General features: G+C 57.5%; 1 pseudogene. It reads right to left on the reverse strand.

The window, feature by feature from the left end:
• Positions 1-59: 59 nt before the first annotated feature.
• Positions 60-636 (reverse strand): annotated as a pseudogene (locus CRG49_RS13025) (ISL3-like element ISPpu12 family transposase); the annotation flags it as partial.

Here is a 636-nt window from a genome sequence, read left to right on the forward strand (position 1 = left end):
TGGGTATACGGATTTAATGGTTGATGGGTCACCTTCACCCCATCAATCTGATACCACCCTCAGATGGTTGATAGATCGACTCCGTAGTTGAGTTCCTCTGCGAAGTCCGGCAGTCCGTAACCGATGGTTTTCTTGTAGAAAGGAGAGACCTTCGCAGTCGGTGCCTTCTTCTTGTGCTTCGTGGTGTAGAGCATTCGTGCCCGCATCACCTCGAAGGAGTAACCGCACCCTTCACGGTTCTTGTCCTTGGCCAGTCGGTTGATGGACTCCGTGTAAGCGTTGGTGACGGGCATGTCCGTCTCGAAGTCGGTCATGGTCTCTTCGCGCCAGTTTCCCACTGCCCTGACCAGATCGCTCCAGACTTCCTTTTGGCCCTTCGGGATGGTGGCTATCCACTCGTCCAGGGCGGCTTCTGCCTGGAGCCGTGTGGTGGCGTCCCAGATGCCGTAGAAGCGCTCCTTGTGCTCGTAGGCGGCCAGCAGTTGCGGGAACGCGCCTGTCCAGGTCTCCATGATGAGGCGCTCCCGGTCTGAGACTTCGTGAGCGCGTTTCAGCAGGATTTTCCGGTCTCCCTTGAGAGTCCGGCTCTGGGACGGTTTCAGCTCCTTTCTGAGGCCCTTGCGCACTCTCTCTAGG

Origin of the sequence: Neisseria sp. N95_16 (assembly GCF_002551535.2) — a bacterium.
Classification (GTDB): Bacteria; Pseudomonadota; Gammaproteobacteria; order Burkholderiales; family Neisseriaceae; genus Neisseria; species Neisseria brasiliensis.